25 protein-coding genes and 3 pseudogenes are annotated in these 22,514 nt (G+C 65.0%); 14 read left to right on the forward strand and 14 right to left on the reverse strand.

Annotated features, from left to right (window positions below; genetic code table 11):
• Positions 1-27: 27 nt before the first annotated feature.
• The 3 genes from ACFR99_RS19490 to dapA form a co-directional block, all read right to left on the reverse strand.
• Complete coding sequence (locus ACFR99_RS19490) at positions 28-669, reverse strand: RPA family protein (protein WP_390291130.1); 642 nt, start codon at positions 667-669, stop codon at positions 28-30.
• A 1-nt stretch (position 670) separates the two neighbouring features.
• Positions 671-1,600 carry a replication factor A gene (locus tag ACFR99_RS19495; protein ID WP_390291133.1) on the reverse strand — a complete coding sequence of 310 codons (930 nt, stop codon included), beginning with the start codon at positions 1,598-1,600 and terminating at the stop codon, positions 671-673.
• Positions 1,601-1,768: 168 nt separating this feature from the next.
• Entirely contained in the window at positions 1,769-2,659 is an 891-nt protein-coding gene (gene dapA, locus ACFR99_RS19500; protein ID WP_390291136.1) for a 4-hydroxy-tetrahydrodipicolinate synthase, read from the reverse strand.
• A 113-nt stretch (positions 2,660-2,772) separates the two neighbouring features.
• Between dapA and ACFR99_RS19505 the strand changes: the two genes are divergently transcribed.
• Together ACFR99_RS19505 and ACFR99_RS19510 are read left to right on the forward strand one after the other, a co-directional pair.
• Entirely contained in the window at positions 2,773-3,084 is a 312-nt protein-coding gene (locus tag ACFR99_RS19505) for a DUF7091 family protein (protein WP_390291139.1), read from the forward strand.
• Position 3,085: 1 nt separating this feature from the next.
• The gene (locus ACFR99_RS19510; protein ID WP_390291142.1) at positions 3,086-4,129 is read left to right on the forward strand and encodes a mannose-1-phosphate guanylyltransferase; all 1,044 of its coding nucleotides are present in this window, start codon (positions 3,086-3,088) and stop codon (positions 4,127-4,129) included.
• 26 nt (positions 4,130-4,155) lie between these two features.
• Here the strand turns inward: ACFR99_RS19510 and ACFR99_RS19515 are convergent, their stop codons facing one another.
• Genes ACFR99_RS19515 through ACFR99_RS19530 form a run of 4 tightly spaced genes read right to left on the reverse strand, consistent with a single transcriptional unit; the run spans position 4,156 to position 7,105 of the window.
• Positions 4,156-4,359 (reverse strand): CbaC protein, encoded by a 204-nt coding sequence (locus ACFR99_RS19515; RefSeq protein ID WP_390291145.1) that lies wholly within the window; start codon positions 4,357-4,359, stop codon positions 4,156-4,158.
• 1 nt (position 4,360) lies between these two features.
• Positions 4,361-6,103 carry a b(o/a)3-type cytochrome-c oxidase subunit 1 gene (locus tag ACFR99_RS19520; RefSeq protein WP_390291148.1) on the reverse strand — a complete coding sequence of 581 codons (1,743 nt, stop codon included), beginning with the start codon at positions 6,101-6,103 and terminating at the stop codon, positions 4,361-4,363.
• A complete protein-coding gene (locus ACFR99_RS19525; RefSeq protein ID WP_390291151.1) occupies positions 6,090-6,881 on the reverse strand; it encodes a cytochrome c oxidase subunit II in 792 nt (263 codons plus the stop codon). Before ACFR99_RS19525 ends, ACFR99_RS19520 begins: the two co-directional genes overlap by 14 nt.
• The gene (locus ACFR99_RS19530; protein WP_390291154.1) at positions 6,878-7,105 is read right to left on the reverse strand and encodes a hypothetical protein; all 228 of its coding nucleotides are present in this window, start codon (positions 7,103-7,105) and stop codon (positions 6,878-6,880) included. Before ACFR99_RS19530 ends, ACFR99_RS19525 begins: the two co-directional genes overlap by 4 nt.
• A 100-nt stretch (positions 7,106-7,205) precedes the next feature.
• Here ACFR99_RS19530 and ACFR99_RS19535 point away from each other — a divergent pair, with 100 nt between their 5' ends.
• The 3 genes from ACFR99_RS19535 (at position 7,206) to ACFR99_RS19545 (ending at position 10,755) form a co-directional block, all read left to right on the forward strand.
• Positions 7,206-7,430: a cytochrome-ba3 oxidase subunit gene (locus ACFR99_RS19535; RefSeq protein ID WP_390291156.1), complete on the forward strand. Its 225-nt coding sequence runs from the start codon at positions 7,206-7,208 to the stop codon at positions 7,428-7,430.
• A gap of 98 nt (positions 7,431-7,528) precedes the next feature.
• Positions 7,529-8,323, forward strand: coding sequence for a sulfite exporter TauE/SafE family protein (locus ACFR99_RS19540; RefSeq protein WP_390291312.1), 795 nt, complete (start codon positions 7,529-7,531; stop codon positions 8,321-8,323).
• A 2-nt stretch (positions 8,324-8,325) separates the two neighbouring features.
• Complete coding sequence (locus tag ACFR99_RS19545) at positions 8,326-10,755, forward strand: heavy metal translocating P-type ATPase (RefSeq protein ID WP_390291159.1); 2,430 nt, start codon at positions 8,326-8,328, stop codon at positions 10,753-10,755.
• 29 nt (positions 10,756-10,784) lie between these two features.
• Here ACFR99_RS19545 and ACFR99_RS19550 read toward each other — a convergent pair whose 3' ends face one another.
• Positions 10,785-11,024, reverse strand: a complete 240-nt coding sequence (locus ACFR99_RS19550; protein WP_390291162.1) for a CDGSH iron-sulfur domain-containing protein — start codon at positions 11,022-11,024, stop codon at positions 10,785-10,787.
• Positions 11,025-11,177: 153 nt separating this feature from the next.
• Between ACFR99_RS19550 and ACFR99_RS19555 the strand changes: the two genes are divergently transcribed.
• Positions 11,178-11,471 (forward strand): DUF7521 family protein, encoded by a 294-nt coding sequence (locus ACFR99_RS19555; protein ID WP_390291165.1) that lies wholly within the window; start codon positions 11,178-11,180, stop codon positions 11,469-11,471.
• A 324-nt stretch (positions 11,472-11,795) separates the two neighbouring features.
• A complete protein-coding gene (locus tag ACFR99_RS19560; protein WP_390291168.1) occupies positions 11,796-12,977 on the forward strand; it encodes an NAD(P)/FAD-dependent oxidoreductase in 1,182 nt (393 codons plus the stop codon).
• Here the strand turns inward: ACFR99_RS19560 and ACFR99_RS19565 are convergent, their stop codons facing one another.
• Both ACFR99_RS19565 and ACFR99_RS19570 read right to left on the reverse strand, forming a co-directional pair.
• A complete protein-coding gene (locus ACFR99_RS19565) occupies positions 12,978-13,457 on the reverse strand; it encodes an Hsp20/alpha crystallin family protein (protein WP_390291171.1) in 480 nt (159 codons plus the stop codon).
• 165 nt (positions 13,458-13,622) lie between these two features.
• Complete coding sequence (locus ACFR99_RS19570) at positions 13,623-13,781, reverse strand: DUF7559 family protein (RefSeq protein WP_390291174.1); 159 nt, start codon at positions 13,779-13,781, stop codon at positions 13,623-13,625.
• 142 nt (positions 13,782-13,923) lie between these two features.
• Between ACFR99_RS19570 and ACFR99_RS19575 the strand changes: the two genes are divergently transcribed.
• Entirely contained in the window at positions 13,924-15,651 is a 1,728-nt protein-coding gene (locus ACFR99_RS19575) for a radical SAM protein (protein WP_390291177.1), read from the forward strand.
• Positions 15,652-15,764: 113 nt separating this feature from the next.
• The gene (locus tag ACFR99_RS19580) at positions 15,765-16,175 is read left to right on the forward strand and encodes a TRAM domain-containing protein (RefSeq protein ID WP_390291180.1); all 411 of its coding nucleotides are present in this window, start codon (positions 15,765-15,767) and stop codon (positions 16,173-16,175) included.
• A gap of 228 nt (positions 16,176-16,403) precedes the next feature.
• Here ACFR99_RS19580 and ACFR99_RS19585 read toward each other — a convergent pair whose 3' ends face one another.
• From ACFR99_RS19585 to ACFR99_RS19595, 3 genes are all read right to left on the reverse strand, one after another.
• The gene (locus tag ACFR99_RS19585; RefSeq protein ID WP_390291183.1) at positions 16,404-17,081 is read right to left on the reverse strand and encodes a YkgJ family cysteine cluster protein; all 678 of its coding nucleotides are present in this window, start codon (positions 17,079-17,081) and stop codon (positions 16,404-16,406) included.
• Positions 17,082-17,110: 29 nt separating this feature from the next.
• Positions 17,111-17,950: an MBL fold metallo-hydrolase gene (locus ACFR99_RS19590; protein WP_390291186.1), complete on the reverse strand. Its 840-nt coding sequence runs from the start codon at positions 17,948-17,950 to the stop codon at positions 17,111-17,113.
• Between the two features lie 187 nt (positions 17,951-18,137).
• Positions 18,138-18,419 carry a MarR family transcriptional regulator gene (locus ACFR99_RS19595; RefSeq protein WP_390291189.1) on the reverse strand — a complete coding sequence of 94 codons (282 nt, stop codon included), beginning with the start codon at positions 18,417-18,419 and terminating at the stop codon, positions 18,138-18,140.
• 201 nt (positions 18,420-18,620) lie between these two features.
• Here ACFR99_RS19595 and ACFR99_RS19600 point away from each other — a divergent pair, with 201 nt between their 5' ends.
• Both ACFR99_RS19600 and ACFR99_RS19605 read left to right on the forward strand, forming a co-directional pair.
• Positions 18,621-19,328, forward strand: coding sequence for a class I SAM-dependent methyltransferase (locus ACFR99_RS19600; protein WP_390291192.1), 708 nt, complete (start codon positions 18,621-18,623; stop codon positions 19,326-19,328).
• A gap of 49 nt (positions 19,329-19,377) precedes the next feature.
• On the forward strand, positions 19,378-20,322 hold the full coding sequence (locus tag ACFR99_RS19605; RefSeq protein ID WP_390291195.1) for a glycosyltransferase family 2 protein: 945 nt from the start codon (positions 19,378-19,380) through the stop codon (positions 20,320-20,322).
• 33 nt (positions 20,323-20,355) lie between these two features.
• Here the strand turns inward: ACFR99_RS19605 and cysK are convergent.
• Positions 20,356-21,296, reverse strand: a pseudogene (gene cysK, locus ACFR99_RS19610) (cysteine synthase A).
• A gap of 123 nt (positions 21,297-21,419) precedes the next feature.
• On the opposite strand from cysK, the gene ACFR99_RS19615 reads away from it, so the two are divergent.
• From ACFR99_RS19615 to ACFR99_RS19625, 3 genes and pseudogenes are all read left to right on the forward strand, one after another.
• On the forward strand, positions 21,420-22,178 hold the full coding sequence (locus ACFR99_RS19615) for an SIMPL domain-containing protein (RefSeq protein ID WP_390291198.1): 759 nt from the start codon (positions 21,420-21,422) through the stop codon (positions 22,176-22,178).
• A 7-nt stretch (positions 22,179-22,185) separates the two neighbouring features.
• Positions 22,186-22,383 (forward strand): annotated as a pseudogene (locus tag ACFR99_RS19620) (ABC transporter substrate-binding protein); the annotation flags it as partial.
• 4 nt (positions 22,384-22,387) lie between these two features.
• Positions 22,388-22,498 (forward strand): annotated as a pseudogene (locus ACFR99_RS19625) (thioredoxin reductase); the annotation flags it as partial.
• Between the last annotated feature and the right edge of the window lie 16 nt (positions 22,499-22,514).

Raw genomic sequence — 22,514 nt, forward strand, 5'->3', positions numbered from 1 at the left:
GGCTAATCGAACCCGCTGGCTGCCGCGTCAGACCGTCGCTTCCGCGTCGTCGTTCCCGACGGTCTCTAAGCTCTCGAGTGCCTGGATCACGTCGTTCCGGTAGTTGACGACGGGCGAGTCGTACTGTTCGCGGGCCATCTGGGCGTACTCGTTGGTCGGCGCGGTCGAGGCGCTTTCGGGTGCGTCCTGTTCGCTCTCCCACTGTTCGAAGGCTTCGATGCGGTCGAGCGTGCGCTCGGCGGTTTCGACGACCCAGCGGTCGCGCGTCTCGTCGTCGACGACCGAGATCGATTCGGGTCGCAGGGAGACGTTGATGGTGCCGTCGTCGGTCTCGTAGGTGCGGGGTTTGCCGACGATGGAGACGTATGCCGGCGGTTCCGTCTCTCGCAGGACCGCGGCGGCCTCGGGCTGGTACTGCCCGGCGTAGACGAAGAACGTCCCGGTCGGATCGACGACCCGGCCGCGCCAGTACTCGCTTTCGTCGCCGACGTCCTCCGTTTCAGTCAGGGTACCGGCGACGAACACGCGGTTCGCGCGATCGCCTGTCGGGAGCAACGCGTAGTTGGGCGCGCGCTCGTCGTCGCTCTCTTTGAATGCGTACGTCGAATCGTTGAATTCGGAGGCGAAGACGCGGCGGGCGACTTCGCGGGTGAGTTCAGCCTGGCTCATGTTACATCGACCTCGCTTTGATCAGCAGTTCCTCGGGATCCGCTGGCCCGCCGAGTTCCTCGACGTCGTCGGCCAGGACGTACCGGCCGAAAGTGGGCCCCTCGATGCGGTAGTAGGTGCCGACGATATCCTCACTGATCTCGTCTGCGACGATGGTCGTGTCCAAGGCGTCCATCGCCATCTCTTTCGCCTCTTCGAGACTCAGTCCCGTCAGCTCCTCGGTGGCGTCCTTGTCGAAGATGACCTCGTGGGCGTCGATGCCGTCGTCGACGACGGCCTTGATCCGGAGGTCGAACTCGCCTTCGACCTCGCCGTGTTCGTTACAGCGGCCGTTCTGGAGAACGCGCGTGCAATCGTCCTCCGGGCAGCGCTTGATGAGGCCGCTACCGCTTTGCATGTCGACCAGTGCACCCTCGATCTCGCTGGTGTCGTTGCCGACCTCGAGATCCTCGTCGAGTTCCTCGATCACCGTCGTCGAGTTGAGTTTGACCGAGTACCGGCCCTGATACTCGTCGGTGACGACGTTGCGAAGTTCGTAGACGCCGCCTTCTTCGAGCGCCGGAAGCTCCGATTTCGCCCACTTGGTGAACTTGATCGTCCCCGTTGGGTCGCCCAGCAGGCCGACCTGCGCGACCGAATCACTGCGGGGGTCCCAGAGTTCGATGACCTTCGCAGTGAGGTCGATCCACTCCTCGGGTTCGTCGACGTCCTCGATGTTCGCCGCCTCGCTGTCGCCGCCCGAGATGTCCTCGCGCTCCAAGCCGGCTTCCTCGAGGTAGTGATTCGTCACGCTCCGTCGTGCCTCGTCGATCGGAACTTTGTACTCGTCGACGAGGGTGGTCAGGCGCTCCTCGACGTCTTCGACGCTAACGTCTATGTGGTCCGAAAACTGCTCGTGTATGTCGTCCGCATGCTGTCGTACGTCGCTCATAGTGTCTCGCCTCCTCTTTGGTTTCACTGGGAGGCATGCCGCTGTTCGCGCCCGATAGTATTTAAAGTACCGCCACCGGAGCGAAAGTGAACAGCGCCGAAAGAAACCGCCAGCGGGCGTCGAGGGATGGGGTTCGGGATCCCACTCACCGGCGTCCTTAGGTCGACGCTAACGGTCGGCGACTGCGAGGGCGTCCTCGAGCGCATCGCCGATCGTCTCCCTACCGTCGTCATCGACGGCGACCAGCGGGGGGCGGACCTCGTCGGACGGAATGACGTCGCGTTCGGCCAGTGCGGTCTTCGTCGCCGGGGCGAAGTCGTAGGTCGTACACGCCTCAAATAACGGTGCGATCGCGTCGCGCTGGAGCTGTCGGCCTCGGTCCTCTTCGGCCCGCTCGAACGCCTCATGCAGGACCTCGGGAACGACGTTCGACAGCGCGTTGATCCCGCCGTCGGCGCCCATGCGAAGCGCAGGGACCAGCAGCGCGTCGTACCCCTGCAGACACAGGAAGTCGTCGGGCGTCCCCTCGAGCACCGAGAGGAAGTATTCGAGGTCGCCGCTCGAGTCCTTGATGCCGACAGCCCCGTCGCGCTCGGCGACGGCAGCGACGGTCTCGGGCTCGATCCGCTGGCCGGTACACTGCGGGATATTGTACAGCAGTACGGGAAGCGACGCCTCGTCGAGGACGGCCTCGAAAAACTGCTGGTTCCCCTCGGGTGCGTTCGCAGTCGTGAAGTAGGGCGCGACGATCGCGGCGGCGTCGGCTCCCGCGGCGGCGGCGCGGTCGATCGCCGCGACCGTCTCGTCGATGTTCGTCGCGGCGGCGCCGGCAACGACGGGAACCTCGGCGTGGTCGACGGTCACCTCGACCACGCGGCGGTGTTCGTCGACTGTCAGGCTCGGAAACTCGCCGGTTGTTCCGCAGGGAAAGACGGCGTCGATGCCGCCTTCCTGCAGGTGTGCGAGCAGGTCGGTGAGTGCCGCCTCGTCGATCGACCTATCGTCGAAGGGCGTCACCATCGGACAGGTGATCCCCCGAAGCGTGTCGCGGAGTGCCATGTCTGTGTGCGATGTGCGACCACGTCAAAACCGTTGTCATCGGCGGCCCGACGAGTTACCCGTCACCTCGGGCCGTCCGACAGTATATGTGTTCGGCAGCCGAACGGACGCACATGGCGGATCGGCGTCGGCTCGAGCGATTCGTTCGCTCGACGCTGCAGGGAGCAGGCGAGCAGTTCGAAGAGCTTCGCAGATCGACCGACGAGCAACTCGAGGAGGCCCGCGAGGCGTACGAGGTGGCGAAAAACGCCCGCCAGTTGCCGACCGACGAGGCAGGGCGAGCGAAGATCGTCTGTCGGCGCTACGCCGAACAGCGGGCGGCGAAGCTCGACGAGGAGTACCGGCCGGCCTGTTACGAGGCGGATCATCCCGATTGTGAGGGGTGTGCCGAGGACGTCCGCAACGGCCGGATCGAAACCTGGTGAGATGGACCGCCCCGTCGTCGCCTGTGTGCTGGCCGGCGGGATCGGCAGTCGTCTCTATCCGGCGAGTCGGAGCGACCGGCCCAAACAGTTGCTCTCGCTCGTCGGTGAGCGCTCATTACTCGCACGGACAGTGGGTCGAACGGCGTTCGCCGACGAGCGCTACGTCCTGACCCGCGAAGCCTTCGCCGACGCGGTCCACGACCACGCGCCCAGGGCGGGCGTGCTGGTGGAACCGGCCGGGAAGGATACCGGCCCGGCGCTGGTCTACGCCGCCTGGCGGCTCCGCGACCAGTTCGAGACGGAACCCGTTCTGGTCTGTCTGCCGAGCGACCACCACGTTGCCGACGACGCGGCGTTCGCGGCGCGCCTCGAGCGTGCCGCCGAGATCGCCGTCGAGACCGACGGACTGGTGACGGTCGGAATCGAGCCGACGCGGCCGTCGCCGGGCTATGGATACGTCGTTCCCGCCGGCGAACTGGAGGCGGCCGGCGACGACGAATCCGGTAGCGACTACGCGGCTGTCGCGCAGTTCACCGAGAAACCCGACCGCGACACCGCACGGGACCTCGTCGAGGGCGGCGCATACTGGAACGCCGGCGTCTTCGCCTGGACACCCAGTACCCTGTTGGCCGCGGCGCGCGACTCTTCGCTCGCGCCGCTGGTCGACGCGCTCGAGGCTGGCAATCCAGACGAAGGCTTCGACGCCGCCGCCCCCATCAGCGTCGATTACGCGATCATGGAACGCGCGACGGACGTCTTCGTCACCCCGCTGTCGGTCGACTGGGACGATCTCGGAACGTGGGACGCGGTCGGTCGCGTCCTTGGAGCGGGTGACGAGACAGGAAACGACGTCGCTGCAGGCGAGGTTCTCGCGATCGACGCCACGGGAAACGTCGTCGCCGCGCCCGAGAAACACGTCTCACTGCTCGCAGTCGACGACCTGATCGTGGCGGCGGTCGACGACCGACTGCTCGTCGCCCCCCGGGAGGCGTCCCAGCGGGTTCGCGAGGTGGTCGATCGACTCCGCGAGCACGATACGTTCTAAGAAATCGGCGGAAAACGCGTTCGTGTTTAACCGACTGGTTCTGCCTCGGTGTCACCGTTTGGCGGCCACAGCGCCCAGACGAGGACCGCGAGGACGAGTGCCGCGCCCAGTGCAATCGTTCCCCCGGCAGACAGTCTGATGCCGAGCCACGAGAGCACCGTTCGCAACTCGACGATCAGTGGCGCGAGGAAGGCCATGATGACGAGGAGGCCGCCCTTCGAGATGCGCATACTATGGCATCACCCCACGGATGGACTCGAGCGCGAGGTTCGGGTCGACCACGACGCCAGGTTCCCAGGCGTCGATGCCAGGACCGAACAGGCCACCGGCGTCGATGATGCTTGCGAGCGGCAGCGAGTAGGCGATGATCACGAGCACGGCGGCGATCGACGTCCAGAGCTTGAGGTTGTCGAGGATGACCGGCGAGTCCTCGGCGCCCGAGAGCGTGCCGGCGTAGGTGTTGTCCGGGATCGCGTCGCTGCTCGAGCCGCCGACGCTGGTCAGGACCATATTCACGATGAACAGGTACACCGAGATGGTCAGCAACACGGCGCCGAGGGCGACCTGTGCGTTGATTTCGCCGACAGTACCGACGGCGGGTTCGAAGTTGAAGCCCTGATACTGCGGTTCGGCAGTCCGGCGGGGCATCCCGAACAGCCCGGCGCGGTGCATCGCGTTCGACATGAAGGTCATGCCAATAAACCACAGCACGACCTGGACCAGTGCGACCGAGCGGTTCCAGAGTTCCTTGCCCGTCAGCTGGGGCATGAACCAGTAGGACGCCGCCATGAACGTCAGCGCGACGGCGGTACCGACGGTGAGGTGGAAGTGACCGACGACCCACCACGAGTTGTGGACGAGGTAGTTGATGTTCAGTCCGGCATTGATCATACCGGAGAAGCCGCCTGCGGCGAACATGAGGCCCGCAAGCGCCATCCCGGTGAACACCGGATCGCGCCACGGAAGCGCCTTGAGCCAGCCGAGATAGCCGTCACCGCCACGCTGGCGTGCACCGTGTTCCATGCTGGCGACGACGGTAAACGCCGTCAGCAGGCTCGGCAACAGGAGGAACATCGTATTTGTCATCGCAATGAACTTGAACCCTTCCGCGATGCCGGGATCCAGATACTGGTGGTGGATGCCGACCGGCGTCGACAGCAACAGGAAGAGCACGAAGACGACGCGTGCGAGCGGGTCGCTGAACAGCTTGCCGCCGGAGACCTTCGGCAGCATGATGTACCACAGCATGTACGCCGGCATCAGCCAGAAGTACACGACCGGATGGCCGAAGAACCAGAACAGCGTTCTGGTGAGCAGCGGGTTGACGGAGTCGATGATTCCCAGCGACCACGGCAGTAGGAACGCGAGGATCGAAATCGCGACGCCGAGCGTGCTGAGATACCAGAACAGCATCGTCGTCAGCGCCATGAACGTCGGCAGCGGGATCCGCTCGTCGGGGTTGTCCTTCTTCCAGGCCCACCACGTGCGGAACCAGTCAGCACCGGCGAGCCAGGAGCCGACGACGAACAGCACCAGACCCACGTAAAACGCCGGATGGGCCTGCAGCGGCGCGTAGAACGTAAAGAGGACGTCGGCGTTCATCGGAATCTGCTCGACGACGCCGCCGAGGATCGAGACGCCGACCAGGATCGTGCCGACGACCATCATGATGTACCAGCCCCATGTAAAGCGGATGTCCTCTACGCCGCGATCAAGGCTGGTCGTTACCGCCCATGTGAATATGCCCACGAGGAAGAAAATCGTGAACGTGATCACCAGCAACACACCGTGAGCGGTCAGGACAGTGTAGTAGTCCGTCGAGTCGATGAATCGGAGGACGTCCGTTCGATGAAGTCCCTGAATGAGGCCGAGCGTGCCGCCGATCGCCAGCGCGAGGAAGGAACTCCAGAGCGTGGCTCTGATCACGCGTGCCTCGGCAGGGAACTGGTCGACGTAGGCGTTACGCATCGCCATCACCACCTTCGGAGCCGTCGGTGACAGTGAGCGTGCCGCTGTCCTCGTGACCGTCGACGGTCACCGTCCAGTCATGGTCGTCAGTTCCGAGCTCGGTCGTGTCGACCGTGAATTCGACGTCTTCACTGCCGTCGGCGGGCACCGTGACGTCCTGTTCGACCGTCTGGTCGCCGATCTCGAGGGTCGCGGTCGTCTCGAGTTCGTCCTGCATGCCATTGCTCACGGTCGTCGTGATCGTCGTTTCGTTGCCGAGCTCGGCCTCGTCGGGAGCATCGGCCGACACCTCGGTCATATCGAACTCATCTTCGGGAACGACGTTCAGTTTGCCTTCCATCGTGTGGTGGTACTCGCCGCAGTACTCGTTACAGAGAATGCCGTACTCGCCGGGTTCGTCGAACTCGGCGGTCATCTGTGACACCTCTCCGGGGACGACCATCGTGTTGATGTTCGTGCCAACGACGGTGAAGCTGTGTGTCACGTCCCGGCTCGTCACGTAAAACGTCACTTCGCTGTTTGCCGGCACCGTGATCTCGCTTGGCGAGTACGACCACGCCTGTGCGACGATGTTTGCCTCGTATTCGTTACCGCCGACGTGTGTGACGCCGGTTTCGCTGAACCGCTCGTCGTCGTTGATCGTGTCCGGATCGATCGAGCCGCCGTCGTCGTCGATCATCGCGATGCCGGGACCGACCGCACCGTACGTGACCGTTGCGATGAAGCCGACGATCAATACCATCGCCACGGCCAGCCAAGTCTTTTCGTAGGTGTGGATGTTCATGCAAGCCCCACCACCGTCAGGAGTACCCCGGTGACGGTCGGCCCGTTCCCGAGGAACTCGACGAAGTACATGAATATCCACAGTGCAACCAGTATGAGAAAGTAGATCCCGACCAGGATCGCCGTTCCGATCGGGTCGTACTCGTCGTGACCGAGCTCACGAACCTGCTCGGTCTCATCAGTGGGATGCTTCCCATCCACCCCTTTTTCTATCGCCGAACTCATACGAGGTGGTTGGGAAAGGGGATGATTTACTGCCAACCCTCATTCCCGGCCACTGGGAACGGCTTAGGGAATTAAGCCGCTTAGCATCAAAGGGGTGTGTATGAGCCTCGAGACACTCCAACCCCGGCACGCAGCAGCAGTCGGGTTGCTTGCGTTGATCCCGCTTATTGTCTATGGAATTATGGCACATGTGACGCATTCGGCACTTGCCGGTGGCGTCAGCGCGCTCAACGTCTGCCTCATCTACGGCTCGCTGTACCTCGCGATGTCGCCGGTTGAGACGTCCCACGGCCACCACGGAGACGGCAGCGGCACCCTCGGCTAACGCTTCCCGTTCAGATGACGCTCGTTTCATCCGCAGCGAACCCGCTCTCGACCGACGTTACCCTCGAGTCCGGCGTCCACTCACTGGTCGTGCCGCTGATGGGTGCGTCGGTACCGTCGGGCCCCGGCCTTGAGCGTGTCAACCTGCTCGTCCTCTTTATCGTCGGCCTGCTGGCTGGCGCACACTGTCTGGGTATGTGTGGCCCGCTGGTGACGGCCTACGCCGACCGGATCGGTGCGGCAAGCGGTAAGCGCCGTGACGATACGCTCACCGGCTACGAGGTGCGCCAGCACGCGCTGTTCAACCTCGGCCGAACGGCCAGCTACGCCGCGGTCGGCGGGCTGTTCGGTCTGCTCGGTGCGATCACGATCGCCTCGAGCGAAGCCGTCGCTGCGATCGGTGACAGTGTCAGGGGCGTCACTGGTATCCTCGTTGGGATCGCGATCGTCGCGAGCGGCCTGTACTACCTGCGGGGGCGAACCGCCGTCCCTGGCCACGGGCTGCCGATCATCGGGACGGCCTTTCGGCGGCTCTCGGAACTGCTCTCGAGTCGGATCGACCACTACGCGACCTCGCCGAGGATCGTGGCACTCGGCGCGGTCCATGGCCTCATGCCCTGTCCGATCATCTATCCGGCGTACCTGTATGCGTTCGCGCTCGGATCGCCGATACAGGGGACGCTCTCGCTTGCCGTCCTCGGGCTGGGGACGATCCCGACGCTGTTTGCCTACGGGACCGTCCTGAACAAGATCGGTGCTGACACGCGCGTGCGACTCCACCGTGGACTCGGGGCCGCATTCGTCGTGCTCGGCTACATCCCGCTCTCACACGGCCTGATGCTGTACGGCATCCACCTGCCACACCTCCCGCTGCCGTACATCCCCCTGTTCTAACGATGGGTGAAAATCCACGACGGTCGACGCAGTCGCCCGCGACGACACCCCCAGTCGACGCTGGATCCGCCAGGCAGACCGACACCGAGACCTGCGACCTCTGTGAGTTGCCGACCCCGCCGACGCCGATCACCGACCCCGACGTGGACGGCGCGTTTTGCTGTCAGGGTTGTCTCGAGGTCTCCCGAACGCTCGAGCGAACCGACGACGCTCCCGACGAGTCGGACCTGCAGACCCGAATGGACAGCGACGACGGCCCCGACCTCGACGACCTCGAGGGCGAGGACGCCTTCCTCGCGGTCGACGGCATGCACTGTTCGACGTGTGAAGCGTTCCTCGAGACGACCGCCGAGCGCGAGGAGGGGGTCCGTGGCGTGACGGCAAGCTACGCGACGGACACGATCCGGATCGTCTACGACCCCGACGAGGTCGCGGCCGACGAACTTCCCGACATCGTTTCCGGCTACGGCTACACCGCCTCCGACCGCTCGAGCGCCGACGACACCGAGTCGGACGACAGGCTCGCCGCGCTCTTGCTCGGGGGCTTTTTCGGCATGATGGTCATGATGTGGTACGTCCTGTTTTTGTACCCGACCTACTTCGGCCTCGAGCCGATCGCCGACTTCGGCGGCTACGACGGCACGTTTCTGGCGGCAAACATCTGGGTCTTTACGTCGTTCATTCTCTTTTATACCGGCTATCCGATCCTTCGCGGGGCGTACGTCAGCCTCCGGGCGGGCCGGCCGAACATGGACCTGCTCGTTGCGCTGGCTGCGCTCGGCTCGTATAGCTACAGCGCGATCGCGACCCTGCTGGGGCAGACCCACGTCTACTTCGACGTGACCGTCGCGATCGTCCTCGTCGTCACCGCCGGTACCCACTACGAACAGGCGGTCAAGCGCCGCGCGACCGGCCTCCTTTCGGAACTGACCGAACAGCAGGTCGACGAGGCCCGCCTCGAGAGCGGCGAGACGGTCCCGCTCGAGGATGTCGACCCTGGCGACCGCCTGCTCGTCCGCCCGGGCGAGCGGATCCCACTCGACGGCAACGTCGCGGAGGGATCGGCCGCCGTCGACGAGTCGCTCGTCACCGGCGAATCGCTGCCCGTCGGCAAGGTTCCAGGCGATCCAGTTCGGGGCGGAACCGTCGTCACCGACGCGCCACTGGTCGTCACGGTCGGCGACGAGGCCGAAAGCACGCTCGACCGGCTCGTCTCCCTGCTCTGGTCGATCCAGAGCGCCCGGCCGGGCGTCCAGCGGCTCGCCGACAAACTCGCGACGGTGTTCGTCCCGCTGGTCGTCACCCTCGCCATCGGGACAGCCGTTGTCTTGCTCGCGACTGGCTCGAGCATGTCGACGGCACTGCTGGTCGGACTCACCGTCGTGATCGTCTCCTGTCCGTGCGCGCTCGGGCTGGCGACGCCGCTCGCGATCGCCGCGGGGGTGCAGGCCGCCGCCGAACGTGGGATCGTCGTCGCCGCGGAGACGATCTTCGAGGACGCCAGGGACGTCGACGTCGTCGTCCTCGACAAGACGGGGACGCTCACGACCGGGACGATGGCCGTCGAGGACATCCACGCCGTCGACGACGTCCATGACGAGGACGTACTCCGGCGGGCCGGGACTGTCGAAGCGCTCTCCGAACACCCGATCGCGGCCGCCATCGCGGAGGCCGCACCTGCGAGCGCCACCGAGGCGGCGACAGCTGCCGTCGACGACTTCGAGCGCGCCGACCGTGGCGTCAGTGGCCGCGTCGACGGCGACCGTGTCGTCGTCGGCCACCCCGATTTCCTCCGCGAGCACGGGCTCACCGTTCCCGACACACTCGAGTCCCGGATCGCCGACACCCGCGATGCAGGCGATGTTCCGGTCGTCGTTGGCTGGAACGGGAAGGCTCGCGGGGTCATCGTCGTCGGAGACTCGCCCCGCGATGCGCTGGGGGACACCCTCGAGACGCTCTCGACGGGCCGTGAGGTTGTCGTCCTCACCGGCGACGAGGGGGCGGCAGCAGACCGGTTCCGTGAACTCGAGGGCGTCGACGAAGTCTTCGCCGGCGTTCCGCCGGAGGCGAAAGCCGAGACCGTCGACCGGTTGCGGAGCCGAGGGACAGTCGCGATGGTCGGCGACGGGAGCAACGACGCGCCTGCGCTGGCGACCGCGGACGTCGGGATTGCGATGGGCAGCGGGACGAAACTCGCGACCGACGCGGCCGACGCGGTGATCGTCGGCGACGATCTCGGCGCCGTCTCCGAGACCTTCGATGTCGCAACGAGCACCCACCGCCGGATCCGCCAGAACCTCGGCTGGGCATTTGCCTACAACGCGGTCGCGATCCCGCTGGCGATCCTCGGGCTGTTGAACCCGCTGTTCGCCGCCGTCGCGATGGCTGCCAGCAGCGCGCTGGTCGTCCTCAACTCCTCGCGGTCGATGTAGCGACGCGTGCCGACCGATTGGGCTCTCCGCTACTCGGTGTCGTTCTCGTCTGTCGTGACGACCCGCTCGAGTTCCTGGCGCTCGCCGTCCTCGTAGACGTAGGTCGTCTCCTCGTCCTCGTCGCGCGTCTGTCGATGACTCCCGTCGCAGAAGGGAAACGAGTCCGAGAGACCACACTGACAGACCGCAACGTCGCCTTTCTCGTCGTCGATGTCCTCGGGCTCGAGTTTGCGTGGTCCCGTCGCCTCGAGTTCGACAAGTCGTGACATGATCTCGTCTCGGACCGCCGGTTACAAAACGCTTCGCTCGCGTCGCGAGTGTCGTGGATCCGATCTCCATTCGTGAGTGGGTATCACACCTGATCCGATCCGAGAACGACAAGGTTCTTGGTACGGCTCTCGAATATCCGAGTACGCACAGCTATGTCGTTCTCTGCCGCGACAATGCCGACTGCGGTCGCACTCGCGATCGTCAAAACGCTCGTCCTCATCGTCGGCGGCGTGATCGCGTTCTTCGCCTACAAGGCTTACCGGCGAACCCGACAGCCGGCGCTTGGCTATCTCGCACTCGGATTCGGACTCGTCACGTTCGGGTTCGTCCTCGCTGGTATGCTGTATGAACTACTCGCCGTCCCGCTGATGATGGGCATCCTCTTCGAGAGTCTGCTGGTTCTGACCGGCTTTCTCGTGATCGCGCATTCACTCTACGTCTCCTGAGATACCAAACTGTTTTGGGATTATTCGTATAAATGATGGGGGAGTACATCGTCGTACGGCAGGGAGACAGGGCACTGAACCATGGCGCTTCGTCCTGCCGTCGTACCCCCCTTCTTTCCCGCGGTTCTGCAAACACGACTACCTGCGCCTGCGAACGAGCAGCCACTCGGCGAGCCGTGGTCGCGAACCCGCATTGCGACCACCCAGAGGTAAGTAGACCGCACCACGAGTGGTGGTTATGAGCGGTGATCCCGTCCACGTGAGCACGACCTGGGGGCGCGTTTCGAGTCGTCTGTATCGATCCGTCTCGACGAGTGATCGGCCATGACCGACGCCGACGACCTGGATCTGGCCGTCGGTGCCGACACGTTCACCGATCAGGCGGGACTCGAGGTGGCGGTTGTCGGCGCTGGTGCTATCGGCGCGACCGTGGCCTACGACCTCGCACGCGAAGGTGTGGACGTGACGCTGTACGACCGCGGTGGGGTCGCGAGTGGCGCGACTGGCCGGGCCGCGGGGGTCTGCTACGACGCCTTCGCGGACGCGCTCGACGCCGAACTCGCCGGGGAGGCGATCGAACGCTTCCGCTCGCTCTCGGGTGACGACACCTTCCCGTTCGTCGAGTGTCCCTACGTCTGGCTCGCTCGTGAGGGCGATGCCGACCGGGCCGACGCGATCCGTGACCAGATCCAGCGCATGCAGGACAACGGCGTCGTCGCCCTCGAGATGGACGCCGAGGCGCTCGGGGAACGGTTCCCGGCCCTGCGAACGGACGACGTCGCAGTCGCGGGCATCGCCGGTGCAGCGGGCTACGTCGATCCCGCCGCGTACACCGCCTGTCTCGCGGCCGCGGCTACCGGTGCCGGAGCGACCCTCGAGACCGACACGCCGGTCGACGTCCGCACCGATCCAGCGCGCGTGAGCCGCCCGGACGGGACGATACACGAGGTCGACGCGGTGCTCGTCGCGGCTGGCGCACGCACGAAAGCGCTCCTCGCAGACGCGGGGATACCCCTCGCCGTCAAGCCCTATCGGGTACAGGCGCTGGTCGCTGACGGCGACTTCGCAGAACCGATGTGTTACGACGCGACCGGCGGCTTTTACCTGCGACCCCACGCTGACGGCGTGCTCGTCGGTGACGGCACCGAAGCGTGGGAGGCCGACCCCAACGACTACGATCACAACGCCGATTCGGCGTTCGTCGACGACATCCGAGACCGGGTCGCCTACCGGGTTCCGGAGATCGCGGGCGGGGAGCTTGACCGGGCGTGGGCCGGCCTCTGTACGGCGACGCCGGACCGAGATCCACTCGTCGGCGCGGTCCGCGATGACTTGTACGTCGCAACCGGCTTCCAGGGCCACGGCGTCATGCGTGCGCCGGCGATCGGGCAGCGACTTGCAAGAGAAATCTGTGGTGGATCGGGAGTCGACGCCTTCGATCCGACGCGGTTCGACGGCGACGAGGCGTTCGACGTCGTCGACGGGATGGCACTCGAGCCGAACTGACTACTCGTTGTCGACGGTAACCGGCTCCGCGTTCGACCCCGATTCGGCGTCGTCAGATACGTCGCGTCCGTTCTCTGTATCGGCAGCAGTCGTGTCTTCGATCGCTGACGCCTTCGGGATCTCGACGCTCAGCGTTCCGGTTTCTGAGAGTCGTGCCGTGCCGGCGTCCGGATCGACGACCGCGTCGGCCGGGAGGTCGGCATCACCGGATAGCGACATCCCCCGGCCGGGAAACTGCAGCTCGTAGCCCTCGCGAAACTGCCGGAAGCGGTCGATCTGAATCCGGACTGTGCCCTCGAGATAGCGGACCTGGACGTCGTCGGATTCGGCACCAGGAGCGTCGAAGACGACGCGATAGGCGGTGTCGTTCTCGAGAATGTCGACGGGAAGCGAGCGGTGGTTCTGAACGCGGCCGTTCGCACGACCGAGCTGACGGTAGAGTGCACTGCCGATCGATTGACCGAGGTCTTTGAAGCTCACGGAGCGTCACCCCGGGGGATGTGTGCGACGCGGGCAGCAGTCGTGGGGACCGAGAGAAGGGTCTGGTAGTGCGTAGCAGGCATGACCGTGTGAACGGTTACGGTCGCCCCATAGATATCCCTTTTGTTCCGGACAAAAGAAACGTCTGACACGTGGGTAGTTCACTCACAACTCGACTTGCTCGAGACAGTCAGTGCCGCCACAGACCGGACACGACAGTCCCGAGATATCGAAGTCGTCTGGCACGTCGTAGGTGTAGTGGTTCTCGAACAGGTCGAGAAAACAATCGTCGTTGGTACAGACGATCTCTTCCGTCGGTGGCATACGGGTGTCTAGCGTCACGGGGGCTATCAACGCAGGGGTTGCGGCGAGCGCTCACACCAGGTGTGCGCGTTCGCGGTGCGTCCTCGCTGTCGTCCTCGCGCGTGTAGTCACCGTTTTACCACTCGAGGCGCTATCGGGAGCCATGACTGACCCCGAGACGCTGTCGGTGACGATCGTCGACGGCTACGTCGACGAGCCCGCCCACTTCGGGGTGCCGCCGTACATCTCGACGTATCCCCGCTATGCTGCGGGGGCGCTCGTCGACGCGGGAGTTCCCCGCGAGCGGATTACGTACCACACGATCGACGGGCTTCGCGACGACTCCGACTGCTGGCGGGACGTCGACGAGGCCGATCTCATGATCTATCTGGGGGGCATGACCGTCCCTGGGAAGTACGTCGGCGGCACACCGGCCGAACCCGATGAGGTCCGCAAACTCGCCTGGACCGCGAGCGGCACGAGCCTGATGGGCGGCCCCGTCAAGTTCGGCGTCGGCGACGAAAACGCCGGCGCGACCGAGACCGAACGCCAAGACCTGGACTTCGATTTCGTCGCCAAAGGCGACGTCGAGGCCGCCGTCTTCGACCTCGTCGAAAGCGGCCTCGAGGGGTTTAACAACCGTATGCGCGATGTCGACGAGGTCTCGCGGTGGGCCCGGGAGGGTGCGTTCGTCGTCGAGCAACACCCGAATCATCCGGATCACCTCATCGCCGAACTCGAGACCTCGCGGGGCTGTGCCTATCGGTGTTCGTTCTGTACGGAGCCGCTGTATGGCAATCCCACGTTTCGGCCGCCGCCGACGGTCGTCGGCGAGGTCGACGCCCTCTCCGATTACGGCGTGAAACACTTCCGGATCGGCCGACAGGCCGACATCCTCGCCTACGGCGGCGACGGCGAAGCGCCCAATCCCGATGCCCTCCGGCAGCTCTATGGCGGAATCCGCGAGGTCGCACCCGACCTCGAGACGCTACATCTGGACAACATGAACCCAATTACGATCGTCGAGTGGCCCGAGAAGAGCCGCGAGGGGATCCGGATCATCGCCGAGCACAACACGCCCGGCGATACGGCCGCGTTCGGCCTCGAGTCCGCGGATCCAGTGGTCCAGGAGGAGAACAACCTGAACGTCTCGGCCGAGGAGTGTTTCGAAGCAGTCCGGATCGTCAACGAGGAAGCCGGCTGGCGACCAGGCGAAGACCCCGCGGACGCACCCACGTTCGGCGACGACGCGCCACGGCGACTGCCCAAACTGCTGCCCGGGATCAACCTCTTGCACGGCCTCAAAGGCGAGCGCGAGGAAACCTACGAGCGAAACCTCGAATTCCTTCGGCGGGTCTACGACGAGGGCTACATGCTCCGACGGATCAACATCCGGCAGGTGATGGCCTTCGACGGCACCGACATGTCCGACACCGGGGCCGAGATCGCAAACGAGCACAAAAAGCTGTTCAAACGCTACAAAAAGCAGGTTCGCGAGGAGATCGACAATCCGATGCTCGAGCGGGTCGCCCCTCCGGGGACCGTCCTGCCGGACATCCACCTCGAGTACCACCAGGACGGCACCACCTTCGGTCGCCAGCTCGGCACCTACCCGTTACTCGTTGGGGTGCCAGGCGAACGCGACCTCGGCCAGACGATCGACGTCGCGGTCGTCGATCACGGCTACCGCTCGGTGACGGCCGTCCCCTATCCGCTCGATCTCAACGCCGCCTCGATGGACGAACTCACCGCCATCCCTGGTATCGGCTCCAGCACCGCCGGCGACATCGTCGTCGATCGCCCCTACGAGTCGGTCGCCGACGCCGGGCTCGACACGACGGTCGATCTCTCCCAGTTCGTCACGACCCGGCCGCTCGAGCGCGTGAACTAGCCACGATCGCCGTCCGATCGCCCCACGAACGGGCGCTTTTTCCGTCAATCGGCAGTTCTGTGTCGGTAGTTCTATTATGGATGGGAATCAGAGGTGAAATAGAGGGTCTACCTGTGGAGATATCTGAAAAACTGTTGTGTCTGTTCAGTACGGACGTTTCGGAGGAGGAGGATCGCTACGTCATCGAGGTACCGCGGCAGGAAGTCGAGACCGGCGACATCGACCCCGGCGAGGTCTATCGCGTTGCGCTCATCTCGCGTGAGGACGACTCGGGCGGCGACGAGGGGACGACGACCACGACGCCCCAGAGCGCGCCGTCCGAGCCACAGCCACCGGTCGACGTCGGCGAAACGCGCTACGTCGAGATCGAAGACATCGGCAAACAGGGCGACGGCATCGCCCGCGTCGAACGCGGCTACGTCATCATCGTGCCCGGCGCAGACGTCGGTGAACGTGTCAAGATCGAGGTCACCGAGGTCAAGTCGAATTTCGCCGTCGGCGAGATCATCGAGGAGACGTTCTAACAACGACCTTTTTACTGGGTGCATCGGCTGGCGTCACAGACGCCAGTCTCAACCCCAGCAAAAAATCTCGACCAAAAAGAGCCGAGCGTGCCGGCGACGCGCTCGGGGAAACGGCGCGCTTCGCGCGCTGTACGATGGCCGCTACTGAATACGGTTCGCCGTCATGAGTTTCCGATGGCTCTGCAGAACGATCGTGGTCCCCCTGGAACCCTCTGACAGGAGTCCGTCTCAGTCCTCGAGCGACGACCCATCCATCCGTTTCGCCCCTTCGGAATCGTGGACGACGACCTCGCCGGAGTCGAGATCGGCGGGCTGGTAGGTATCCCGGACGGCGATCGCCTCCTCGAGTTCTCGCACTGCGCGTTCTTTCAGCGCTCGCGCCAGTTCTTCGGCGTCGTCGCGAGAGATGTCGCGGCCAAGCCCCTCACACTCGTGGGCGCGGACGATGCCTTCCTCGTCGACGGCCTCACCCATCGGCTGGCTCGTTCCGGCCAAAGCCACGCTGAAGGGGTAGGTCCGACAGATGAGCGGGCGGTCGTCGTGGGCGATGCAGGCACCCTGTCCTGTGTCGTCTTCCTCGTAGAAGACGCAGTCACCACAGCCGTCGGTCTGGAGCGCCCACTCGAAAGTCTCGCCTTCGAGCGTGCCGTCGTCGGACTCGGAAAGACCGTAGGGCATCGGGCGGGCGACGTCGCGCCAGTCGCGGTCCTCGTCGCCGGTTGCGGCCGCCTGCTGGAGGTCGCGTACCTCGTCCGGAAACACCGTCGCGGTGTGGTCGTCTTCGCCATCGGCCGTACAGCAGGCACCACAGCGGGTACACTCGAAGCCGATCGACTCGATGGCGTCCGCGAGATCGGCGACGGCGAGCTGGCGAGCGGCGTCGAGTTCGGCCTCGAGCGATTGCACACCCGAACGTCGGTTTCGACGGGCAAAAGTCAGTCGTCCGCGAGCGGCGACGCCCGCCGGCCGTCCCACGGAACGCGGTCCTCGACGGCAAGCTTCTCGAGGTGAGCGACGGCTGTCGCCCGCGCGAGGTCGCGTACGCCTGTGAGGTCCTTGTCGTATGCCGTCTCGAGGATCTCTGCGACCGTGTCGGCACCCGCCGTGGCCGCCTCGCGGATCCGTCGTTCGCGCTCTGCGCGGTGGGTGAGCAGGCGCTCGAGGGTCGTACGAGGCGTCTCGATTGCGGGGCCGTGCCCCGGATAGAGCGCCGGCGGATCGATCGCCCAGAGGCGCCGCAGGGTGGAGACGTACGCGCGCATATCCCCCTCCGGCGCGCCGACGACGACGCTGCCCTCGCGGACGGCACAGTCGCCACAGAGGATCGGCCCGCCGCGGCCGGCCTCGAGCGCGACGTGGTCGGGCGCGTGTCCCGGCGCGTCGAGGATGCGGATGCGCTCGTCGCCGAGCGGGATCGTCGTGCCGGGCGTGAACGTGCGGTCTGGGTCGCAGCCGGTCGCGTCGCGAAACCGATCGGTGCGGCCGTCGCGGGCCCACACCGTCGCGTCGGTGGCGGCTGCGTACGCGTCGACGGCACCGACGTGGTCGGGATGGGTGTGCGTGACGAGGACGTGATCGACGGTGTGGGTTTCGAGCAGCCGATCGAGCGCGTCCGTTCTCGCCGCTGGATCGACGAGTATCGCCGGCTCGCGGTCGGACTCGCCGCGTCGCCGCGTGTCGGTCGCCGCTGCTGGCGTCACCCCGACGAGGTAGGCGTTGGTCTCCCCACCCGGTGCACGCGTCGCGACCGGGATCGGACACCGCGTGACGTGCATATCTCGACAGTGTTGCCGGGTGAAAAAGGATGTATCGGCGCCGGCAGGGACCCTCGAGATCGAGCGGACCTGTCTCGATCGTCGAGTGCTCGAGCCGAGGCCGGTCATACGGTCCCCTGTCACGAGTTCCCGGCACGACCGCGAGTCGTCCGGCGGTCACGCTGGACCGGACTGACAGGAGTCCGTCTCAGTGCTTGAGGAAGTAGACCTGTTTGCGTGCGTCGCGGAAGCTGTACCGCGAGCCGATGAGGCCGACGTCCTCGAGCCGGTTGAGTGCGTAGCGAACGGTTCGGTCGGGGAGAAGCGATTCTTCGGCGAGCTGGCCCTGCGAGAGCGGCGAGTCGGTCTCGAGCACTTTTGCGACGAGCTTCGCGCTCGGTGGCAGCTCACGGAGGCGGTCACGGTATTCCTCCTCCGAGAGGAGTTCCTCGGCTGCGGTGGCACGGTCTTCGGCTGTACTCATGCTCATACTCGATTCAGCGAGGTTGTCGGTGGTAAAGCTTCCCTATATGTGGATACCGATACTGAAGTTTGTATAAGGCATATGAATGTGGTATTAACACAGCCCTGTTTCGATAGTGATTCTCACGGAAGCGGGGCCAACAGGGCCGGGTTCGTCGGCAGGACTCCAGTATCGTTTTATCCCATCACGACAGTAGATTCGCCCAGTGTGAAAGGACAGGAGTGGTACCAAGCTGACGACGTCGCCGAGGAGTATGACGACAAGCGGTTCTCACGGGGCGGCCAGCTGATCGACCGTCGGGAGAAAGAAGCCGTCCTCGAGGCAATCATGCCCGTCGAGGACCGGAAGGTCCTCGAGATCGCCTGTGGTACCGGGCGGTTTACGGTCATGCTCGCTCACCAGGGAGCCGACGTCGTGGGACTGGACATTTCGGCGGCGATGTTACAGCAGGGACGACGAAAAGCGCAGGACACCGAACTCGCGGGGACCCTCGAGTTCCTCCGGGGCGATGCGGGTCGACTGCCGTTCCCGGACGATTACTTCGATACCGTCATCGCGATGCGGTTTTTCCACCTCGCGGACGATCCGGAGGCGTTCTTAGAGGAGATGCGCCGCGTCTCTCGGGATCAGATCGTCTTCGACACGTTCAATCGCTTTTCGGCCCGCAGTATCTACAACTGGGCGCTGCCGATGGGGTCACGCCTGTACTCGAAAAGCGAAATCGCGGTGCTGCTCGCGAAGACGGATCTCACGCTCGTCGACGTCGAAGACGATTTTCTCCTCCCCTACGGGCTGTATCGGTCGATCCCCAATAGTCTCGCCTCGCCACTTCGGACGCTCGACGAGGCAATCGGTGAGTTGCCGATCACCGACCACGCCGCGTCGGTCTCGTACTGGAACGCGAGCGTTCGCTGACCCGACTGGAATCCAACCTATTTACTATTGGGGCCTCCTATCGTAGGGTATGGAGCTCTCGGTGGTGGTCTCGACGCTCAACGACCGGGAGCGATTAGTGTCGTGTCTCGATGCGCTCGCCGAGCGCACGCCGGCGGAGACGGAGCGTATCGTCGTCAACGGCCCCTCTTCTGACGGGACGACCGGTGTGGTCCGTGACCGCGACGACATCGACGTGCTCGTCGAGATCTCCGAGCGGAGCCCGAACGTCTCCCGCAACGCCGGCCTCGAACTCGCGACGGGCGAGGTCGTCGCTTTTCTCGACGGCGAGTACGCGATCGACTACAGTTGGTATGGTGCCATCGACGAGTCAATGGCTGACGGGACCGACGTCGTCACCGGTCCCGTGACCGGCCGCCCCGTCGACAACGGGCAGTCGCCACACCGCGTCGCTGGCAGAACTGTCACGCACTTTCACGGCGACAACGTCGCGTTCGACCGATCGGTTCTCGAGGCCCTGGACGGCTTCGACGAGTATCTCGCAGAAGCGGGTGAGCGCGACTGTGCCCACCGCGTCGCTGGTCTCGATTTCGAAGTATCGTGGAATGCGGCGATGGCCGCCCGCTGTGAGATCGGGACTGACGGCGGTGAGCCGAGCGAGACGAGGGGGCCGCCGGAACTCCGGTCCGACGGCGGTCACGCCGATCCCGACTGGGGTGCGGCCTACCGGTCGCTGTCGTACCGGCTGGCGAAAAACTACGGGCTGCGGCCGAGTGTCCTCGCGCGGACCGCCGGCAGCGCACTCCGGGAAGGGGCTGCCGGCGTGTCCCGCCTGGCGGCCGGCGAGGCGACGCCGACGGGCTGGCTCTCCGACGGGACCGATGTCGTCAAGAACGTCACACGCGGCCTGTGGGACGGCGTTCGTGCCCGGTACCGCGATCGCTCACGTCGTCGAAACCCCAACGGGCTCTCACAGCGCCACGACCGGGCGGTGCAGGTCTACGACTGGCGCTGACCGGCGGCGCGAAAACGACCGCTCGAGTGTGGATCAGTCCTCCGCAGCGTAGAGATCGGTTGAGAGATATCGCTCACCGGTATCTGGGAGGACCGTGACGACCAGTTCGTCCGGGTGCTCCGACGCGTACTCGGCCGCGGCCGAGAGCGCCGCGCCCGCCGAGATGCCGACCAGCAGTCCCTCGGCCCAGTTTCCGGGAGGCTTTCTTCGCCGCGGCCGCCTCGACCGCTCGGACCTCGTCGATCAGTTCGGTCCGGAGGATGTCGGGAACGAACCCGGGGCCGATACCCTGAATATCGTGACCGTCACTGCTCAGCTCCGAGAGGGTTGGCGACTCTGCGGGTTCGACGGCGACCGACGTAAGGCCGGTCGCTCCCTGCTCTTCCTTGATGTACTCCGAGACACCAGTGATCGTCCCGCCGGTGCCGACGCCGGCGACGACCGCGTCGACCGCGCCGTCCGTGGCCTCCCAGATCTCGGGTCCCGTGGTCTCACGATGGGCTGACGGATTCGCCTCGTTCTCGAACTGGCGTGCCATGATCGCATCGTCTCGCTTGGCGACGAGTTCCTCCGCGCGCTCGTTCGCGCCGCCCATCCCGTCTTCGGCGGGCGTGAGTTCCAGTTCGGCCCCCAGCGCCCGCAACAGCTGTCGACGCTCCATCGACATCGACGACGGCATCGTTAGCACGCAGTCGTACCCCCCGCGCGGCACAGACCGACGCGAGCCCGATACCAGTGTTGCCGCTGGTCGATTCGACGACGGTGCCGCCGGGCTCGAGCGCGCCCGCTCGTTCAGCGGCGTCGACGATCGCCCGCGCGATCCGGTCTTTGACCGAGTACGGATTGGCCACCTCGAGTTTCCCGAAGCAGTTGTCGGCGAAGGCGTCCAGTCGCAACAGGGGTGTGTCGCCGATCAGATCGGTAACGGTCTCGGCAGCGTCGACGTCGGCTCTGGGTTCGACGGATCGATCCATCAGTATAGCTGACCGATGCGCTCCGCTTGACCGTTTCCCCGAACCGCTTCGTTCCGGACGAAGCTCAAACGGCTGTTTGAGCTTGGGAGTGTGTTTATTTCGCTCCCGACTAGTCACTACTCTATGGAGAGACGACAGTTCATCGCGGCCTCGAGTATCGGCCTGACGGCAACGATGGCGGGATGTGTGGGACGCTCGCTCGGGAGCGATGGAGCGGAATCCGACGATTCCGAATCGAATACGGGGGCCTCCAGCACCGACGGTGAAATCACGGTCAGTGCTGACGGCGACATCGAGGTGGAGCCGGATCAAGCAGTGATCAGTGTCGGCGTCGAAGCGCGTGGCGAAAGCGCCGATGTTGTGACCAACGACCTGGCAACCGGAGCGGACAGCCTTCGTACGGCGTTCGACGACCTCGGGATTCCCGATGAGAACGTCGACGAAGGGCAATACCGGGTGTATCCGGCACGCGGACGGGATGCCGATGGCTTCGAGGGCTCACACACCTTCGAGGTAACCATCTCCGATGTCGACCGCGTCGGTGAGGTCATCGATACAGTGGTCGAGGCCGGTGCGGACAACGTGGGACACGTCCGCTTTACCTTGCGTCCGGAGACCCGGACCGAACGCAGAGCGGACGCGATCGATAACGCTCTGGCAAACGCCGACGCGGAAGCGTCCCATATCGCCACCAATCGTAACGTCTCCCTCGAGGGGACGACGGCGGTCAAGACTGGCGACGTGAACGTACAGCCGTATCGTCACGAACTGGAAGCCGGCGGCGATGCGGCAACCGGCGGGGCACCGCCGACCGAAATCGATGCAGAGCCGGTTACTGTCAGCGCCAGTATGACGGTCACGTACGCGTTCACGGCTCAGTGACAGCGACGGAACGCGCTACCCGGAACTGATCGTGAACCTGTTCCAGCTCGAGATGACTGCCAAGCAGCTCTATCCCGAGCAGTTCGGTGCGTGGCCGGGCTATGAGGTGGGCCAGCCTTATCGGGTGATTCCGAAAGACGAGCAACTGTTCGATCGTGAGCGGGTCGCGACTGTCGTCACCGAAGCGAGCGACCAGGGGCAGTGACGGCGTGACGTGTGACGTCACTACAGTTGCCGTCGTCGTCGGTCCCGCCGGCTGTTCAGCTGGCGTTTTTATCGCCCGTGGAGGCCTCGAGACGATCGTCTTCGACCGCGGTCGCCTCGCTGCGACGTTTC

Origin of the sequence: Haloarchaeobius amylolyticus (assembly GCF_042678045.1) — an archaeon.
In the GTDB taxonomy this organism is placed as follows: Archaea; Halobacteriota; Halobacteria; order Halobacteriales; family Natrialbaceae; genus Natrinema; species Natrinema amylolyticus_A.

Excerpts from the sequence above, each read along its gene's own strand:
- ACFR99_RS19490 (WP_390291130.1), bottom strand. The coding sequence starts at position 669 with ATGAGCCAGGCTGAACTCACCCGCGAAGTCGCCCGCCGCGTCTTCGCC.
- ACFR99_RS19495 (WP_390291133.1), bottom strand. The coding sequence starts at position 1,600 with ATGAGCGACGTACGACAGCATGCGGACGACATACACGAGCAGTTTTCG.
- dapA (WP_390291136.1), bottom strand. The coding sequence starts at position 2,659 with ATGGCACTCCGCGACACGCTTCGGGGGATCACCTGTCCGATGGTGACG.
- ACFR99_RS19505 (WP_390291139.1), top strand. The coding sequence starts at position 2,773 with ATGGCGGATCGGCGTCGGCTCGAGCGATTCGTTCGCTCGACGCTGCAG.
- ACFR99_RS19510 (WP_390291142.1), top strand. The coding sequence starts at position 3,086 with ATGGACCGCCCCGTCGTCGCCTGTGTGCTGGCCGGCGGGATCGGCAGT.
- ACFR99_RS19515 (WP_390291145.1), bottom strand. The coding sequence starts at position 4,359 with ATGCGCATCTCGAAGGGCGGCCTCCTCGTCATCATGGCCTTCCTCGCG.
- ACFR99_RS19520 (WP_390291148.1), bottom strand. The coding sequence starts at position 6,103 with ATGGCGATGCGTAACGCCTACGTCGACCAGTTCCCTGCCGAGGCACGC.
- ACFR99_RS19525 (WP_390291151.1), bottom strand. The coding sequence starts at position 6,881 with ATGAACATCCACACCTACGAAAAGACTTGGCTGGCCGTGGCGATGGTA.
- ACFR99_RS19530 (WP_390291154.1), bottom strand. The coding sequence starts at position 7,105 with ATGAGTTCGGCGATAGAAAAAGGGGTGGATGGGAAGCATCCCACTGAT.
- ACFR99_RS19535 (WP_390291156.1), top strand. The coding sequence starts at position 7,206 with ATGAGCCTCGAGACACTCCAACCCCGGCACGCAGCAGCAGTCGGGTTG.
- ACFR99_RS19540 (WP_390291312.1), top strand. The coding sequence starts at position 7,529 with ATGGGTGCGTCGGTACCGTCGGGCCCCGGCCTTGAGCGTGTCAACCTG.
- ACFR99_RS19545 (WP_390291159.1), top strand. The coding sequence starts at position 8,326 with ATGGGTGAAAATCCACGACGGTCGACGCAGTCGCCCGCGACGACACCC.
- ACFR99_RS19550 (WP_390291162.1), bottom strand. The coding sequence starts at position 11,024 with ATGTCACGACTTGTCGAACTCGAGGCGACGGGACCACGCAAACTCGAG.
- ACFR99_RS19555 (WP_390291165.1), top strand. The coding sequence starts at position 11,178 with ATGTCGTTCTCTGCCGCGACAATGCCGACTGCGGTCGCACTCGCGATC.
- ACFR99_RS19560 (WP_390291168.1), top strand. The coding sequence starts at position 11,796 with ATGACCGACGCCGACGACCTGGATCTGGCCGTCGGTGCCGACACGTTC.
- ACFR99_RS19570 (WP_390291174.1), bottom strand. The coding sequence starts at position 13,781 with ATGCCACCGACGGAAGAGATCGTCTGTACCAACGACGATTGTTTTCTC.
- ACFR99_RS19575 (WP_390291177.1), top strand. The coding sequence starts at position 13,924 with ATGACTGACCCCGAGACGCTGTCGGTGACGATCGTCGACGGCTACGTC.
- ACFR99_RS19590 (WP_390291186.1), bottom strand. The coding sequence starts at position 17,950 with ATGCACGTCACGCGGTGTCCGATCCCGGTCGCGACGCGTGCACCGGGT.
- ACFR99_RS19595 (WP_390291189.1), bottom strand. The coding sequence starts at position 18,419 with ATGAGCATGAGTACAGCCGAAGACCGTGCCACCGCAGCCGAGGAACTC.
- ACFR99_RS19605 (WP_390291195.1), top strand. The coding sequence starts at position 19,378 with ATGGAGCTCTCGGTGGTGGTCTCGACGCTCAACGACCGGGAGCGATTA.
- ACFR99_RS19615 (WP_390291198.1), top strand. The coding sequence starts at position 21,420 with ATGGAGAGACGACAGTTCATCGCGGCCTCGAGTATCGGCCTGACGGCA.